We start from the raw sequence: 16,020 nt of genomic DNA on the forward strand, positions 1-16,020 counted from the left end.
AAATGGAAGAGACAATATATGAATTGATGGAGCAGGCGCAGGATATGCCCGGAGGGGCGGCAAAGCTGGCGATTCTGGAAGAGGCTGTTCGCTTGGCAGACACTTCCGGATTGAAGGAACTCGCTTATGAAATTCGGGGAGAGATTGTAGACTGCGCTATTTTTAACGGATACCCATTGAAGTCGCTGATTGCTTTTTCGTGGCAGTTGGGCCAATTTGATCAAAATCCAGAGGAATACGACGCAGATGAGCTGTTGTGGAATTACAAATGGATACTTGGGAAGGTGTGCAGCTTTTCCAATATATCGAAGACTCAAATAGAAGATCTGGCGGAGGATATGCGCAGACGTTATGCCGAATACGGGTATAATGAGCGTCCATATTACTATTATAAGTTCCGCATCGCGATGGACATGGGAAATCTGGAAGAAGCACGGCGATATCTGGATACCTTCCGCTTGATCGAACGGGACAGTATGAGTGATTGTGAAGCCTGCGAGCAGAGCCAGATGGTGCGGTTCTACTACTTGGCCGGAGAGGATGAGCAGGCGCTTGCCGTGGCAAAACCGATTTTGTCGGGTCGTATGAGATGTGCAGAAGTGCCGCATGTGACGCTCTCGCAGGTGCTATTGCCGCTTTATCGTCAAGGCGAGGTTGATCAGGCAAAGGAGCAGCATCGTAAAGGCTATCGCCTAGTCCGGGATGACCGTGACTTTCTGAAAACGATAGCAGAGCATATCGAATATTTGACGATTGCTGATCCGGTTCAAGGGATCGAAGTGGTAGAGCGTCATCTACATATGGCGCTAGACTATGAGAGCGGGCTGGAGCAGATGTATTTTTACGCGACGATGGTGAGTCTGCTGCAAAAGTTGGATACTTCGGGAGAAAAACGGTTGATCCGGTTGCCGGCTTCCTTGGAATGGGGGAAAGAGGAGCGCACATTGACGGAAATCATTGCGTATTTTAGGCCACTGGCAGAGTCAGCGGCGGCTGATTTTGATCGACGGAACGGGAATACGTTTTATTCCGAGTGGATCGGGAAAATTGTTCAAACGGCATAGAAGAAGTGTAGCTGTGACGAATATTTTATACTGCCCAAACAATGAGCAGGTATAATGTTCCTGTGAAATGACAGGAGGGGTTATGTGGTGACTGTAACCGGAAAGGTGATTAATTTCGCACACCGCGGAGCTTCAGGTGTATGTCCTGAGAATACGATGGCGGCATTCCGCCACGCCTTGGAACTGGGAGCAACAGGTATAGAAACGGATGTGCAGCGTACCCAAGATGGGCATCTGGTGCTGATTCACGATGAGTCGCTGAAGCGTACGACAGGTTGCTCACTGGATGTAAGGGATATTACGCTGGAAGAATTAAATAAATTGGATGCGGGCGGCTGGTTTGGTGAGAAATTCCGAGGTGAGCGGGTCCCAATGCTGGATGAGCTACTGGAACTAGCCCAGTCCTCCTCGAATACAATAATTAATTTAGAGTTGAAAAATAGCATTTATCTCTATCCGGGAATGGAGGAAGAGGTCATTGCTACCGTGAAGCGTTTTGGATTAGAACAGCGGGTAATCATATCCAGCTTTAATCACGAATCGCTGGCGCTCTGTGCGCAGCTTGCTCCTGAAATCAAGACGGGGGCGCTGTATATCGAAATTATGGTCCGCCCATCCGAGTATGCCACCCAATTCGGGGTTACCGCACTTCATGCCTACAAACAAGTGGTTACACCAGAAGCTGTATCAAAGGCTTTGGCATTAGGCGTCGTCTACCACCCATGGACGGTGAATGAGCCAGAAGAAATGAAGCGTCTGCTAGAGGCCGGGGTAAACGGCATTATCACGGACTATCCTGATCGGTTGGCGCACTTATTGGCTGTCCGCTCTTCCTAGGTTGAAGACACAGTGGAACTGCAACTAAGGTTTGCAGGGATATGAGCGTGGCTATTTATTGAAGAAAAAGACTCTCCTGTACGCACTCGTTTTTACGAGGCGAGGGAGAGTCTTTTTTGCCCTAAGCCGAAGAGCGTATCATCCACGATGGCCTTGATTCCTTTCTACTTGATGCCGAGCCGCATACGATAGCTGAACAGGATGTCTAGTGTTCTGCCCTGAAAATGATTCTCTACCTGCTTCACGAAGTGGGCTATATCTTCGTCAAGCGCTCGATTGCCAAGTTTTAAGAGACTTTGAATACCCCCTTGGCTGAGAGCGAGCCCTGTATAACGAGCTGCGTCACACTGCTCACGGTTGTGGAAAACAATCTCCCGGGTATATCGGAATTGCCCGCTACGGTGCAGATTAGCTAAATGCTGATCCTTGCTCCATTTATGAGCTTGCTGCTCTACTGGGGCTTCCTGTTCCAAAAGGGTATCCGCTTTGGTGATAAGCTCTGTATAAGCTTGCTCTATCTGCCATTGCAGCACCGGAGGCCAGTCACAGTCAAAGGCTGCGAACACGCCGCCCTGAGCCAAGATCCTGCCCGCTTCCTGAAGCGTGCTCTCGGGGTCCATCCAGTGAAAGGATTGAGAGCAGGTGATGACGTCTACAGTTCCGTCCTCAAAGGGCAGGTTGTTGGAGAACCCGCTTTTGAAGGAAATGGTTCCTGCCTTTGTCGTTCCTGCTGTCTCCAGCTTGTGCTGCGCTTTTCCTCTCATGTCCGAGTTAGGCTCGATACCGACGACTTGCCGAGCAACGTTTTCCCATATGAAAGTTGAAAGTCCTGTACCGCAGCCAATATCGGCAACGAGCTCTACGTTTCGCTCCAGATAGCGGCTGACGATTTCCACGACGAGTGACGGTGCTTCCGGGCGGTGCTGATCGTAGTTGTCGGCAAAACCGCTAAAACGATCTACGTTGCTTTGCAGATTTCCCTCAGGTATTATAGGTCCTCTTCCTCCTTAGTTTCGACCGGGCGGCCGAGCAGATTCAAATGCTGCTGTACTCCTACATTGTACAGGTTTACATGTTCATCCATCTACTCTCGTGATTTCACAGCACCCGTCGGATTTCGGAGGGGAAATTCCCTATTTTATCATTGAAGCAAGCGCCCACTCGCGCATCATGGAGTCAAGCATTGGACGCAAATCTTCGCGTTGCATACCCATGTGGAGCACGGCTTCCAGATATCCAGCTTTATCTCCAATATCATAACGTGTGCCTTCCAGTTCCAATGCGAGCAGTTGGTTCTGCAATGCTACCTGATGGAGTGCGTCTGTCAATTGATATTCACCGCCTGCCCCAGTGGACAGGTTTTCCAATATAGAGAAAATGGAAGGCTCCAATACATACCGACCAATGACTGCCTGCCGCGAAGGGGCATCTGCCGGAGAAGGTTTTTCAACAAGCCCGCCGACTTCGTGGATGAGACCGTTCTGGTGAGTAGAGTCAATAATGCCGTATTTACTCACATCTTGTTCTTCCACCGTGCGCACGCCGACCACTTGCTTGCCAGTCGCCTCGTAGACATCCATCATTTGACGGATCGCCGGGGTGGAGGAATTCATAATATCATCGCCCAGCAACACGGCAAATGGTTCATCGCCGATGAACTGACGAGCGCAGCTTACCGCGTGTCCCAAGCCGAGAGGTTCTTTTTGACGGATATAGTGAATGACTGCTTTACCCCCGATGCTTTGAACTTCACGCAGAAGATCGTATTTACCTTTGCTCTCCAGTACCTGCTCCAACTCCACAGACTTGTCAAAATGATCCTCGATGGCTTTTTTATTACGCCCCGTTACGATAATGATGCTCTCAATTCCGGACTTGATAGCTTCTTCTACGATATATTGAATAGCCGGCTTGTCTACGATGGGAAGCATCTCTTTCGGTAAAGCTTTCGTAGCTGGTAGAAAACGGGTTCCTAATCCGGCGGCTGGAATAACAGCTTTTGTAATTTTTCTCATAGAAACTCACTTTCCTTTCGGGATGGGGAACCAAATACCCAGTATCGGCTCCCGATATAATTGATGATCATTCCGGCTGCGGTGGCGATCAGCTTGTCTAAAGCAAGTGGCAACTCGGTTCCCGTGTGGAGCACTTGCAGTAATAGGGAGGTTATCCCTAATACGACCAGGTTGATGACGATAAATTTGGGTAATTGACGCTTGTTTGTGTCGTTTGATAGTTGTTTGTTGAATGTCCATTTGCTGTTCAAAATATAACTGTTGGCTGTGCCGCAGCTGTACGAAATGATCTGCGCTACAATGACCGGCACTCCGCCCCAAGCTAGCAGCATAAAAATAATATAATCTACGCCTGTATTCACCAGACCTACAATGCCAAATCGAATCATAGGAAGCAGCTGGGCCATGCGACTTTTCATAGTTTAGGCTCCATGACCGGATTTGGGTCCGGTATATACCGCACTGTTGCCGCGCACTGTGCGTCCTGCCGAAATCAGGCTTTCACGGGCTCCTTGCATGTACAGGGACTCGCGTGGTTCAGGGGCCTTCATAGCATGTGTCGGACCGTTTTCGTATTGTCCACCCAGATGCTCACGGACAATGTATAGCGGACGTGCTTTGGTTTCGTCATAAATCCGTCCAACATATTCACCCATAATACCGAGAATGATTAGCATCACCCCGTCGAAAATCAGGCTGATGCTAATCATAGACGACCAGCCCTTCATCACGTAGGAGTCGGTGAAAAAGTTGAGAAACAGTACGTACATCAGATACAGGAAGCCGGACATGGAGAGAAGTGCACCGATATACCCTGCCAGCTTGAGCGGCTTAATCGAAAAGGATGTGATCCCGTCCAGACTGAGCTTGATCATTCGTTTCAACGGATACTTGGTCTCGCCCGCGAGCCGCTCGTCGCGCTCATATTCTACAGCAGTTTGTTTGAATCCGATCCAGCTGACCAGTCCACGAACGAATCGGTTATTTTCCGGCAGCCGTTTCAATTCTTCTATGACCTTACGATCCATTAGGCGGAAGTCCCCGGTGTCGACCGGGATATTAATGTCCGTTGATGCTTTAAGTACACGGTAGAAGAGGCTGGCAGACCATTTCTTGAAGCGAGTTTCGCCATTGCGTTTGAGCCGTTTGGCGTAGACCACTTCATAGCCTTCCTTCCACTTGTTAGCCATCTCAACAATCAGTTCCGGCGGGTCTTGGAGGTCGGCGTCAATGACGACGACCGCCTCCCCCACCGCATAATCCATCCCGGCGGTAATCGCTAGCTGATGACCAAAATTGCGAGAGAAATCAATCAATACAATGGTGTCATCTCTGAGACTGAATTCCTTGATCAATTGGACGCTGCGGTCCGAACTTCCATCATTTACGAAGATCAGCTCGTAGGGCTCACCCATTGAGCCCATGACTTGTTTCAGCCTCCGGTAGGTTTCCGTAATAACAGCTTCCTCGTTGTACATCGGAATAACTATGGAATAACGGATGGGTTCACTCATTCGTAGTTCCTCCTCATTTATAATGTGATTTCGTATAAAGTACCGCTTCCGCCACGATCGTCTCCGCCAGGGCCACCTTGACCATCCTGGGCGTTCGCATTGCTGTTCGTCGTGTCGCTTCCGCTCTCGGTGGCTTTAACGTCTGTACTTGTTTCGTCTGCTGTTGTTTTCCATTCATCTGTAGGGATCAACTTGCCGTGTTCTTTGATCCATGCAGTGACTTCAGAGTTACCGCCGTCCGGTCCGCCGCCTCCACCAGAAATCATGAAGTACTTCACTTGTCCGCTTTCGACCAGCGCCTTGATTTTATCGACGGTATAGACTGGATCGGAGGATACAAAACCGTTCATAATAATTACTTTTTGTCCGGCCTCGACCAGGTAAGGAGCAGCCGTTGAATAATTACTTGCTGCGAAAAGGTAGGTTTCACCTGTGTTATTTTTTTGCAAATAGCTCAACGTTTTTTGATCTAAACTTTGGCTACCGTTGGGTCCTCCCATTCCTCTGGAACGGGTAGAAGATTTTTGCTCCGTGTCTGTACTTGTTTGTGTGCTTGAAGTATTTCCATCAGGACTGGAATTCTCTGCATTATTGGTCTGGTTATTCGTTTGAGTTCCTTCGGCTTGTTGTCCATTGGCGCTCTGACCTCTATTGCGATCATTGCCGCCCGGCATTCCGCCACCGCCACCGCCGCCAAATTGAGTGGGTCCGGCTTGTGGAATCATGCTGTTCCCTCCGTAGATGATCGGTGTCAATGCCCAATATGCAGGACCGATAAACATAGCGAGTACACTTGCAATGATGGCGAACCTTGTGAACTTCTCAGATTTCATTCGTGCCACTACCTGCAGCACCGTGCCGATGATCCCTAAGATCAATACCGTGATGGACCAGCCGCTGCCAATGGTATCGTTGTAATTTTGCAAAACAAACCAGCTAAATACCGAGGTTGCCAATACTGCTGCGGGTAACAGCCAGGAGAGCCAGTTGGAACGCTCACGATACTGCTTCCACAATTCTACGAATCCTGCTCCAAAGAGCGCTGCAATTGGTGGCGCGAGCATAATCAGGTAATAATGATGAAAGAATCCTGCTACGCTGAAAAATGCAGCTACGGGAATCAACCAGGTCAGCCAGAAGATGACCTCTTTGTGTTTTTGTGTGATATTACGACGTCGAGTGCTTGCAAGCAGGCCGATGGAAGCAATTAATGCAAATGGAAGCAGCCAGCTGGCTTGACCTGACAGGGAGGATTGGAACAACCGTAAAGGTCCTTTTTCGCCAGTACCGAACATGCCTCCACCAGAATTCCCTCCCGGTCCACCGCCTGGACCGCCCTGACCACCTTGCCCGTCTCCAGGACCACCTTGTCCGTTGCCGCCAAATCCACCCGGTGGCATTTGACCACCTGCACCCATGTTGTTGGCACCTGAGTCATCCGTAGAAGTAGTGCTGTCCAATGATGTGGTCGTCTGAGCCTGATCCGTGTTTGTGTTGCTGCTATTCGTTGCAGCGTTATTGTTCCGATCCGTACGTTCTCCGCCACGATTGCCACCTGTACCCTGATCTCCTGTCAGACGGGACAGGCCGTTATAACCAAAGGCCAAATTCAGCACAGAGTTCGTACCGCTACTCCCCATATAAGGGCGTTCATCTGCCGGAGTAGAGTCCACTACGACTGCCCAAGAGAGTGATACGATCAGGAGGACAACTGCTGATCCTACCAGTGTTGCTGCTTTTCGCTTCCAGTTAAACTTGGAAGCCAGCAGATAGAACAGACCCAGTGCGGGAACGATCATATAGGCTTGTAACATTTTTTCGTTAAAGGCGATGCCTACGACTGCGAAAGCAGCAAGGATCAGCCCGGTTTTGCTATTTCTAAGGCCTCTGAACAATAGCCATGTTGCGAGCAACAGTGTGAAAACCAACATAGCGTCGATGTTATTCGTACGGCTAACCGCTACGGCTATCGGTGTCGTTGCCATGGCGAAGGCGGCCAAACGTGCGGCCATCGTACCGAAGCTCGGTTTGACGAGCAAGTAAACGAGCAAGACCGATCCGACTTGAGCCAGCGCCTGTGGCAAGATAACGCTCCATCCGTGAAGCCCGAATATATAGGCGCTCAGTGTCTGAATCCAGAACACCACAGGGGGTTTGTCTACCGTTACCGATCCGGCAGAATCAAGTGAGGCGAAAAAGAAGTTGTGAAAGCTTTGTAGCATGCTTGCTACGGCCGTCGTGTAGTAGGTGTTTACATATTTGTCTTGCCAGATGTTGTATCCGTTCAAAAATGCGGATATCAGCATAATGATGATCAGGGGGATGTCCGCCCTGGTCTTAAACCATTTCTTAATCATGTTCATTCCACTCCCTGTGAAAGTTTCTTTGTATTTATTCCGATCTTGGCCCGGTGAACTACCGGCTTGCTATTATCATGCCAGACGTACCTTAATGCGTTCTGAGCGCTCCCTGAACGTTAGCTGAAAGCTGAGCAGGGGTGCTTTTTTTGCGACAGGATTCAGGTATATTAGATACAGGTGAAAATGAATCGACTTTTATATGAGAAAAATGCAGCAACATGAAAGGGAAGATGAATAATGAATCCAATACACGGAGTTAAAATTATGCTGGCAGATGATGAGCCTCATATTTTGCAATTTTTAGAGCTTGGACTGATTAATGAAGGATATGAAGTCAGAACCGCCGAGAACGGGAGTCAAGCGCTCGATTTGGCAAAAGAGTTTCGCCCGCATGTAGCGGTGCTGGATGTGATGATGCCGGAAATGAACGGTTTTGAGGTGTGCCAAAGTCTCAAGGAGACGGAGGATAACATCGCGGTCATTATGCTGACTGCCAAGGATGATGTCGACGATCGGGTAAAGGGATTAAAACTCGGCGCGGATGATTATGTTGTAAAACCCTTCAGTTTTAATGAGCTGCTGGCTCGCATTGAAGCGCGCTTGCGCAATCAGTTCCCCGATCTGCTGGGAGAAGTGGTTCACGGCCCCTTTCAAGTGGATGATCGACGGAAGGAAATCCGTTATCAGAGTCAGGTGCTGGAACTGTCGCCTACCGAATATGAACTATTGAAGTTTTTGGTGTTGAATCACGGGATTGTGTTAAGTAAAAGTCGTATTCTGGACCGGGTATGGGGGTACGATTTTGGAGGCGAGGATAATATTGTTGAGGTGTACATTCGCTCCTTGCGTGAAAAACTCAAAGACAAGGAGCACCGGGTCATTCGTACGCTGCGCGGTGTGGGATACCGGGTGGATCTGCTATGAAGGCGGGCGGGAAAAGTCGGAGAAAATATGCACTCCGTTCTCTCCGATCCCAGCTTTTGGCCAGAACGTTACTTATTTTGGCTTTGCTGCTCGTATTGATTGGTTTTCTACAATATTTTCTGATGAAAGATTTTCTGTATCGCAGTCGGGCAGAAGCTATGAATACGCAGCTGAATTCAATTCCTGCCGATTTATTGATTAAGGATTCGCAGGAAAAGAGCGGGGCTGGGGTAACCGTTCCTCAAGATGAGTCCAATCGAAGGAGTAATCGACCGGGACCGTTTCTGTTTTGGCCGGATATGTCGCTTGCTTCTATAGGTATAGACGGCACCTTCCAGAGCTTGTCCAATGAAAATGGACTTAAACCGCCGCGTCTCACCACTCAGCAGTATCAAGCAATGCAGCAGAGTAAGCGCATGCGTCACGGCTATCAATTAATCACGGATGCCCAGGGGAAAGAGCAACTGGTTGTATTCCGTCCGCTTGGTCCACCTGACCGTTCTTCCGGTTTACTTCAAATGGGCGTATCCACGACTTCTATGCAAGAGCAGTTGATTAACCAGCTCCGCACCTTTATTTTATTGTCTCTGATTGCACTTGCGATTGGGTTGGCGCTTATGCTTCCGGTGCTGCGCCGCACGTTGGTACCCCTTTCCAGGATGGTTGAGGCTGTCAAACGTATTGATGCGGGCAATCTGGCCGAGCGCTTTGACGCAGAGCAAGGGCAGTATGAGGTGGATCGTTTGGCGGTTTCATTTAACGGAATGCTGGAACGGCTGGAGCATTCTTTTGCAGCCGAACGGGAATTGCAGATGCAGATGAGACGATTTATTGCGGACGCCTCCCATGAACTGCGCACCCCGCTCACGTCTATTCACGGCTTCTTGGAAGTGTTGCTTCGTGGAGCTGCATCCAATCCGAAGCAGCTCCAATCAGCATTAGAAAGTATGTATGGTGAATCCAAGCGGATGAATAAGCTTGTCTCTGACTTGCTATTGTTGGCTAAGCTGGATCGAACACCGGAGTTAAAGCTGGAAGACATACCATTAGATGCGTTGCTGCTGGAAATGAAACCGCAGCTTCTTATGCTAGCAGGTACACGTAAAGTGGTTTTTGATATGACGGCAGGTATACGGGTATTGGCAGAAGGGGATAAAATCAAGCAGGTCGTGCTCAATCTGTTTCACAATGCGGTTCAGCATACCGATATGGAAAGAGGTGTAATCCAGGTAAACCTGTCTGCAGGTAAGAAGTTGGTGGATATCCAAATTCGTGATAACGGGCCAGGCATGAGTAAAGAACAGCTGGAGCGGATATTTGAGCGTTTTTATCGTGGAGATGAATCGCGTACACGTAGCTCAGGCGGGGCGGGTCTTGGTCTGGCCATTACACAGTCTATCGTGGAAGCACACGGCGGGAACATTACAGCCGAAAGCACCCTGGGAACGGGAAGTGTATTCAAAGTAACGCTACCTTTAGCGGGAACAGTATAGTATTGCAGATTATGGCGTAACATAGAAATAGCCCCCCGAACCGCAGCTTTGGTTATAACACGGCTCGGGAGGCTTTTTAATTGTTAGTTAATCAGCGCAGCTTTTTGTAAGAGCACATGCAGCACCTTGGCAGATGCCTCACGGGTTGTAGGTGCATTCGGCTGGAAGTAGGAGGAGCCTTTAATCGCTTCTCCGTTAATGATGCCTGCTGCACTTACTTTTTCAATACTGTCCTTGGCATAGCCTGCAAAGGATGAAGCATCATGGTACGGTGTACGTGCAGGGCCATCGGCTGCTGCTTTGATTTGAAGCAGGTCTATAGCTTTACCCAGCACGACAGCAATTTCTTGACGACTGATATTAGCATTCGGATCGAACTTGTCGCTGCTGCGGCCCGTAATCAATCCAGCTTCATAAGCGGCTGCCACATCGCCGGAGTACCAGCTACCTGCCGGGATATCACTGAATGGTCCAGCAGTACCTGGTGTCAGGCCGAGTGCCCGGGTTACCAGGGCTGCAAATTCTGCACGTGTCACGTTCTTCTTCGGTGAGAAAGTCGTGTCGGTCGTACCGTTGATCAGCAACTTGTTCGCCAGCGATTGAATTTCGGATTGGGCATACGACGATGAAATATCTTCAAAGCTAACGGGACGTGTCGCCGCTGCATACGTCGAGAAGCCCAGACGGCTTACCTTGACGACGGTAGATCCATCAGCCTGCTTGGTGAAGACGGATGGAACGGGATAGACATTTCCGTTTGCCGTATAGAGTACACCGGCTGTATTGGAATCAATTTGACCAGGTACTGTAAAAGATCTGCTAATAAACTGTCCTGGAGCAACTTTGAGCGATTGACTCTTGCCACCAGTGACAACGTTAGCTTCAAACCCTACCGGGGTGCCGATCACATTGGAGCCTTTCAGCTTGCCTGTAAATGTACCGCTCGCCTCTGCTTGGCTGCTGATGATCACTTCAATGCCTGCACCAGCAGGAACATTTTTCAGAGCGGATACTGGCAAAGCCAGAGAGGAGCCTGTATTGCTTACAATCAAGCTGCTTCCTGCTGCAGCCTTGCCCAGCGTTACCAGTTGTGTGGAAGTGAGCGATGCTTTCGTCGTTTGGCCTGCTTGGCTAGTAGCCGACAGTACAATAGCTGTCGGGCTGGAACCTGCTGCTGTCACGGCAGCCTGCAAATCTGCATCGGTTACTGTCAGCGACTGTACATTATTGTTCAATGCAACGGCTGTAGTGACAGTTTTAACAGCCTGTCCTTGCTTCACTACGCTTTGAAGTGAAGGAGCAGATGTAGGAACAGGGGTGGATGTGTTCGTTGCAGCAGAAGGTGTAGTATTGCTTCTGCCGCCACCTCCACCACCTCCGCCTCCACCACTACCGCTGGATGCGGCGCTATTATCCACACGAATAGCTTTAGTGGCGGTGAACAGTTTAGGGCCATCGGTATTGCGTTCAACTTCGCCCTTTTCATTCAGTTCAGGAGAACTGACTTCCAGCTTGTACACGCCATCTTTCAAGTGTTGAATAACGGGTTGACCATTAGCATCCAGCACAGGCTTGCCATTGTCATCTAATTCCACGTAACTTCCGTCAATACCCTTAAAGGAATATACGCCTTGTTTGAGGCGAGCGTTAGCTCCTTGTTCTTTGGAAGTCGTTATTCCATCAATCAGACCGATCAATTTATCATCTACGCCGTATACATAAAGCGCGATCTGGTTGGTTTTATCTGTGGTCAGGCGGAAAGCCAAATCTGTTGAGCGCTGAGCACCTGTCCGACTTGGGTAAATAATCGGGTTGGTAACACTCAGGTCCTGCAAGCCAAAGCCTGTCGTTGGATTTTCTTTGCCCACATGAACGACGAACGGCAAATGTAGTGTTGGCAGTCCGGCGCTTTTCAGAATAACTTCCCCTTCATATACACCTGTGGCTGCACCCGAATTTGGTTGCACAGACAGGAAGAACGGTTGCGATTTACCCGGTTCTGCCGAAATTGCTCCATTCGCGCCAACACCTTGCAACTGAACGGCAATGTTGCTCACGTCAGGTGTAGCAATCGGCTTAGTTGGATCAGAGGTTACATTATCATGTAACACGGTGCTGGCTTCATATTGCACAGTGTTAGCCGACAAGTTTTTGAGTTGAAGCTGAATCTGCTTCGCATCACTACCAGGTCGTAACACCCCGAAGCTGGCGGAAGGATTGTAATTCACAACCTCCTGCCGATTAAAGTTTTTGTCGAGAATCGTAATCTTTTCGACGGTTTCCAGCAGGGCTGGCGTCTGAATCGCATTAGCGATGTTTACAAGGCCTGCACCTTGGGAATACACATCATATTGGATTTTATCCTCATCAAAGAGTGTAACCGAAGTGTTTGCCAGAGCAGCGCGGATATCAAACGGTGTCCAGTTCGGATGTTGCTGCTTCAGCAACACGGCAAGTCCAGCCACATGCGGAGATGCCATACTCGTTCCGTTGCTGCGTTTGTAAGCTTGCTCATAGGATGCATCCGGATAGAACTTGGCGAAGGCAGGGTAGGTTGACATGATGCTAACCCCTGGTGCGCTCACGTCCGGCTTGATGCTCAGCAGTTCATCGCCATTGGGTCCGCGGGAGCTAAATCCGGCCATGGTATTACCAGGATTGTCAGTACGATGATACTCTTCTCCAAAAGCAATAAAGAATTTTTGTTTGTGGTTTTGGCTTTCAATGATTTGTCTTGCCAGTGCTCTACCTTCTTTTCCTGTCATGTCAAAGGTAGGGATATAATCTACATTGTCTCCTTGATTCGAATTAATGTAGCCATCGTAACCAGGGATAGCTTCACTCAGATTGGCTCGTGTGCTGTCGCCAGATTTCGCTTGACCATTAAAAATAATAATAGCCTTTGCACCATTTTGTTGTGCGTTTGCGATCTTGTCTACGAAGCCCAAGACGCCACGCGATACGATCACAACCTTATCTTTTACATCTTTAGAAGTGAAATCATCTGGATATCCCAAATTGGCATAAACCAATTCCAATGGTTCTGTCCCCATAATAGAAGAAAAATCCTCATGAAAAGTTTGCCAAGCCATCATATTAAAATTGTAATAGGTATCTGATGTAACTGTTAAAGGCTTTTCATCATTACCATAGGTTACAAGATTAACGGATGCTTTATTTGAATAGCTATGGCTCGGGGAAGTGGCTGCACCGACGGAAATCGCCAGCTGGGATGTTGCGGGAGAACCCATGGAATAAAAGTAGGGTCCTTGTTGGGCCGCATTACCATTCGCTATGACCGCGACTACGCCGGAAAGTACAGCATTATTAATAGCAATGGAATCCGGGGAGTTCGGGTCCTTTTCGGAATCCGAGCCCAGCGACAGGTTAATGACGTTCATACCATCTTTGACAGCACGTTCAATACCATCAATGACCTGTGCGGAGGAACCGGAGGAGCGACCCGTCTTGGTATTGCGTCCAAGCACTTTATACACGTATAAGTCCGATTTATAGGCAATACCCTTTTGCACAATATCCGAGGATTTATTGGCGGCTTTACCAGCAATTGTGCCAGAGACGTGAGTACCATGTGTCGTTCCGCTAAAACCTGTGCCGAATGGATCATTCTCCTTTTCGAGGAACGGTTCCTCGTAAGGGTCGTTGTCCTGTTCAAAAGAGTCATATCCGCCTTTGTAGGCTTCTTTCAAGTCCGGATGCTCATAATCGATACCGGTATCAATAACCCCGACCTTGATTCCCGCGCCATTCAATCCTTTGGCCCAGGCTTCAGGAACACCAATCTGGTCCAGCGGTGCGTTATCATAAGTGGCTTCACTGGCTGTAAGTGTTGGCGGGTCCTGTACGGGGATGGAATAATACGTTTTGTTTTCATGAATGGATTTTACGCCTGGCAGTTTAGCCAGTTCTGGAATCTTATTGGCTGGCAGTGTGACCTCCAAGCCGTTAAGCACCGTGTTGTACTGGTAATTCACCTGAAGAGAAATACCATGCTCAGCGGCTTGGTCTACGAACGTAGTTTGCTCAGTGGCAATCGCGGATTCCGCTTTTTGCTCAGATTGAGCTGTAAAAGCTTGGACGCCTGAACGTGCTGCATATTTGTCCACGGCTAAGGGCTCACCATCAAGCTGTACGATGACTCTGACCTGACGGGAAGAATCTGTGCTGAGCTCTGGCGAAATGAAGGCCGGAGCCGCCTCAATAGTCAATGCTTGCTGAGCTTCCAGAAATGAGTTGATTTGCAGATCTGCGCTAGCAGCAGAACTGACAGACGGCAGAGACAAGCTTACCGTCAAGGCAAGAGCGAGTGATACGACAGGTATTTTTTGCAAAATGATCGGCTTTTTCAAAGATTTCCCTCTTTTCAATCAAAATATGATATCTCTACATACTAGGATTTGAAGCCACTGCCGTTATTCTCACGCCTCCCTTAATATCTAAAATAATAGAATTGACCACTGGTGACTAACTTGCCAGTTTTGAGGCATATCTTACCATATTGGTGGGATATATTACTATATGTTTTTTATATTTTTAGAAAAAATAAGGTTAACATTACATGTAGATTCCATGGAAATGTTATGAATTTACTAGATTATTTTTGTAAACAATCGAAGAGGAATGGGAGAATGCGAGATTTAATGATATAATCTGCATTGGAATTGTTGAGGTTTCACAATCATGTAAAATGCCTAAGGCAAAGGAGTCGATTATGTTGGCAAAAACATTGATTTTCGGGCATAAAAATCCGGATACGGATACCATTTGCTCAGCTATTGCTTATGCAGACTTAAAAACCAAACTGGGCGCGGACGTAGAGCCGGTTCGTCTGGGCGAGGTGAACGGGGAAACGCAGTATGCACTGGATTATTTCAAAGTGAGCGCGCCACGTCTGGTTGAGCAGGTTGCTGCTGAAACGGACAACGTCATTCTGGTCGATCATAATGAACGCCAGCAAAGCGCCGCTGATATTGACAAGGTACGTGTAACTGAAGTCATCGACCATCACCGGATCGCTAACTTTGAAACAAGCCAGCCGTTATACTTCCGCGCTGAGCCAGTGGGTTGCACAGCCACCATTTTGAACAAGCTCTACAAGGAAAATGGTGTAGCAATTCCGAAAGATATCGCAGGTCTAATGTTGTCCGCGATTATTTCCGATTCTCTGTTGTTTAAATCCCCAACCTGCACGGATCAAGACGTAGCTGCTGCTCGTGAACTGGCTGAAATTGCTGGTGTGGATGCAGATCGTTACGGATTTGACTTGCTTAAAGCGGGAGCTGACTTGAGTGGTCATACCATTGAACAGTTAGTAAGTCTGGATGCCAAAGAATTTCAGATGAATGGTCGCAAAGTGGAAATTGCTCAAGTGAACGCAGTAGACGTAAACGATGTGTTGTCCCGTCAAGCTGATCTGGAAGCTGCATTGGCCCAAACCATTGAAGCTAAAAATCTTGATCTGTTCTTGTTCGTCGTAACAGACATTGTGAACAGTGATTCCATTGGTATTGCGCTGGGAAGCCAAGCCCAGGCAGTTGAAAAAGCCTATAATGTTCAGTTGGACGACAATAAGGCTGTTCTGAAAGGCGTCGTATCGCGCAAATCGCAAATTGTACCTGTATTGACTGACGCTTTTAACAGTTTGTAATGATAAATAATAAGCCTCCTGAACCCGACTGCATAATGGCAGTGGCAGCAGGAGGCTTATTTTTATTTCTTCAGTTCTGCCAGACGTCTCCGATGCGGAACTCAAATGCCAATTTCAACTTCAGCGCTGCCCATCATGAAACCGC

The 16,020-nt window shown here is 48.5% G+C and carries 11 protein-coding genes; 5 read left to right on the plus strand and 6 right to left on the minus strand.

Annotated elements, in window-relative coordinates:
• The first annotated feature begins 2 nt into the window (after nt 1-2).
• Both ACYCS5_RS16540 and ACYCS5_RS16545 read left to right on the plus strand, forming a co-directional pair.
• Nucleotides 3-1,064, plus strand: a complete 1,062-nt coding sequence (locus tag ACYCS5_RS16540; protein WP_029516835.1) for a hypothetical protein — start codon at nt 3-5, stop codon at nt 1,062-1,064.
• 87 nt (nt 1,065-1,151) lie between these two features.
• Nucleotides 1,152-1,901 (plus strand): glycerophosphodiester phosphodiesterase, encoded by a 750-nt coding sequence (locus tag ACYCS5_RS16545; RefSeq protein ID WP_029516834.1) that lies wholly within the window; start codon nt 1,152-1,154, stop codon nt 1,899-1,901.
• A 164-nt stretch (nt 1,902-2,065) separates the two neighbouring features.
• On the opposite strand, the gene ACYCS5_RS16550 is transcribed toward ACYCS5_RS16545, so the two are convergent.
• From ACYCS5_RS16550 to ACYCS5_RS16570, 5 genes are all read right to left on the minus strand, one after another.
• Nucleotides 2,066-2,893 carry a class I SAM-dependent methyltransferase gene (locus ACYCS5_RS16550; protein WP_459761320.1) on the minus strand — a complete coding sequence of 276 codons (828 nt, stop codon included), beginning with the start codon at nt 2,891-2,893 and terminating at the stop codon, nt 2,066-2,068.
• A 141-nt stretch (nt 2,894-3,034) separates the two neighbouring features.
• Nucleotides 3,035-3,916, minus strand: coding sequence for a UTP--glucose-1-phosphate uridylyltransferase GalU (galU, locus tag ACYCS5_RS16555; RefSeq protein ID WP_023986636.1), 882 nt, complete (start codon nt 3,914-3,916; stop codon nt 3,035-3,037).
• Nucleotides 3,913-4,335 carry a GtrA family protein gene (locus ACYCS5_RS16560; protein ID WP_029516832.1) on the minus strand — a complete coding sequence of 141 codons (423 nt, stop codon included), beginning with the start codon at nt 4,333-4,335 and terminating at the stop codon, nt 3,913-3,915. Before ACYCS5_RS16560 ends, galU begins: the two co-directional genes overlap by 4 nt.
• A 3-nt stretch (nt 4,336-4,338) precedes the next feature.
• Entirely contained in the window at nt 4,339-5,430 is a 1,092-nt protein-coding gene (locus ACYCS5_RS16565) for a glycosyltransferase family 2 protein (protein ID WP_459759799.1), read from the minus strand.
• Between the two features lie 17 nt (nt 5,431-5,447).
• Nucleotides 5,448-7,787 carry a glycosyltransferase family 39 protein gene (locus ACYCS5_RS16570; RefSeq protein WP_459759800.1) on the minus strand — a complete coding sequence of 780 codons (2,340 nt, stop codon included), beginning with the start codon at nt 7,785-7,787 and terminating at the stop codon, nt 5,448-5,450.
• A 240-nt stretch (nt 7,788-8,027) separates the two neighbouring features.
• Between ACYCS5_RS16570 and ACYCS5_RS16575 the strand changes: the two genes are divergently transcribed.
• Entirely contained in the window at nt 8,028-8,714 is a 687-nt protein-coding gene (locus ACYCS5_RS16575) for a response regulator transcription factor (RefSeq protein ID WP_029516829.1), read from the plus strand.
• Entirely contained in the window at nt 8,711-10,207 is a 1,497-nt protein-coding gene (locus tag ACYCS5_RS16580; protein WP_209949955.1) for a sensor histidine kinase, read from the plus strand. The genes ACYCS5_RS16575 and ACYCS5_RS16580 overlap by 4 nt, the downstream gene beginning before the upstream one ends.
• Before the next feature lie 83 nt (nt 10,208-10,290).
• On the opposite strand, the gene ACYCS5_RS16585 is transcribed toward ACYCS5_RS16580, so the two are convergent.
• Nucleotides 10,291-14,577 (minus strand): S8 family serine peptidase, encoded by a 4,287-nt coding sequence (locus ACYCS5_RS16585; protein WP_318628200.1) that lies wholly within the window; start codon nt 14,575-14,577, stop codon nt 10,291-10,293.
• Between the two features lie 362 nt (nt 14,578-14,939).
• Between ACYCS5_RS16585 and ACYCS5_RS16590 the strand changes: the two genes are divergently transcribed.
• Nucleotides 14,940-15,875 (plus strand): manganese-dependent inorganic pyrophosphatase, encoded by a 936-nt coding sequence (locus ACYCS5_RS16590; protein ID WP_274386410.1) that lies wholly within the window; start codon nt 14,940-14,942, stop codon nt 15,873-15,875.
• Nucleotides 15,876-16,020 lie beyond the last annotated feature (145 nt).

Source organism: Paenibacillus sp. SEL3, from assembly GCF_054602585.1.